Source organism: uncultured Rhodoblastus sp., from assembly GCF_903903185.1.
Classification (GTDB): domain Bacteria; phylum Pseudomonadota; class Alphaproteobacteria; order Rhizobiales; family Beijerinckiaceae; genus Rhodoblastus.
On the sequence record NZ_CAIUXT010000105.1, the window covers coordinates 1 to 1574 of the forward strand.

At 60.7% G+C, this 1574-nt stretch carries 2 protein-coding genes; one reads left to right on the plus strand and one right to left on the minus strand.

Annotation, left to right across the window (positions count from 1 at the left end; all coding sequences use genetic code 11):
• Positions 1 to 254, minus strand: a 254-nt coding sequence (locus QZY01_RS09635) for a hypothetical protein (RefSeq protein ID WP_294536387.1), incomplete at its 3' end; no start/stop codon positions are given.
• Between the two features lie 365 nt (positions 255 to 619).
• Here QZY01_RS09635 and QZY01_RS09640 point away from each other — a divergent pair.
• On the plus strand, positions 620 to 1168 hold the full coding sequence (locus tag QZY01_RS09640; protein ID WP_294536388.1) for a PEP-CTERM sorting domain-containing protein: 549 nt from the start codon (positions 620 to 622) through the stop codon (positions 1166 to 1168).
• The last annotated feature ends 406 nt before the right edge of the window (positions 1169 to 1574 follow it).

Consider the following 1574-nt stretch of genomic DNA (forward strand, 5'->3'; position numbering starts at 1 on the left):
CAGGGCACCACCACGGTCGCCGGCCAATCCGGCGGCGGCATCTCGTCGGGAGGACCGATGCTCAGCACCAGACCCCCGGCAGCCAGTGCGCGCTCGGCCGCCACCCGGGTCGCCGGGCTGCCGCAGCCGCTGACGACGGCGATGCCCAGACTTGCCAGCAGCGCCCCGGCCTCGCCCGCTCGCCCGTAAGCCTGAGAACCCGGCTCGGCGCTGCCGAGAATAGACACCTGGGGCCGGCGTATGGATCTGGACATGCGGTGTTTCCGAGGTCTGAAAAGCGAGAAAGTCTATCGCCCACCCGCGCTGACCGGCCGAAACTTGAGCCGGGGCGATCGCCGGCGCGGGCGCGTTCCGCCCCTTTCGAGGTCGATTCGACAACGACAGGTACAGGGTAAAGCCTGAGCCGCATCCTCGTTCGACGCGGCGCGATTTGCGGCGCGTCGCGGGTATTCCCCTTGTAGCGTCGGGATTCGAGAGCTTAGTATCGACAGTCGTCAGTATTGAGGAGGCAATGCGAAAAATAAATACGCAGTCTTTTTTTCGCCGGCTTGCCGATCGAAGACTGCCCCGGAGTGCAGTTTCGATCGACGTTGAAACAACCTCAGATCCACCCTATCGAATGAAAAAGCGACTCATCTTTACCGTCTTGGCCGTCATGGCGACCGTCGTTTCTGCGCAAACCCAGGCAGAGCAAATAAAATTCGATGGCTTCAATCAGAAGCTTTTATTTACTTTGGATCGGGATCTTTCCTGGCTTGTCATTTTATCCGATCGGATTCAGACTTACGATATCCCCCAACTGGCTCACGATTCCGTCGACTACACCGCTGCCAACGAGAAGTTGACCGCCGACTTGTTCGGGATTCGCAGATTGGCCGGAACGACCTGGCAGCTCAGCCAGAACGATTACCGACACATCAAAGGCGATGTACTCAAGTATACCTGGAGCAATCCAGTTGTGCCGCAATCTCTTGTCGTCAAGGTCGACCTTCAATTGTTCCAGACCGCGGAGAAATACGCATTTTTGGACAATAACATCGACTTCGCTTTCCTGAACTATCGATCGGCCCTCCACAATTATTTCCCGGCATCGATTCCTGAGCCGTCAACGATGCTGCTGCTGGGGCTGGGACTCGCGGGCCTGGCCGCCATCCGTCGCCGCGCGTGACGTGCGCGAGAACGCGTCGCTCTTCTTCGAATAAATAGTTCGGAAGTTTGCGAATCGCTCCAGGCCGAGCGGCAAGCCACCTGGTGTGCCGGATGCCGTCGGAGCCCGGCGGCCATTCCTTGAACATGTTCAAGGCATAGGGCCGGCGGCACTCACGGCGGTGCGCGCTGCGCTTGGGCGGCGGCGCCCCAACGCCTGCGGGCGTTGGACGGCCTCAGCGCCTGCGGGCGTTGGACGGCCTCAGCGCCTGCGGGCGTTGGACGGCGTTAGAGAGCGCAATAACGGAACCGCGAAAAAGCGCCGCAATCAGACATCGAACCCAGGGCTGTGGCGCTCCACCTTGCGGCGAATCGCCGACCAGATCAGCTCATCGTTGCGGCGGCGCTCTTCGTCCGTGCGCGAAAAG

What these genes read in the sequence shown, in the direction of transcription:
- QZY01_RS09640 (WP_294536388.1), top strand. Translation starts at nt 620, where the DNA reads ATGAAAAAGCGACTCATCTTTACCGTCTTGGCCGTCATGGCGACCGTC.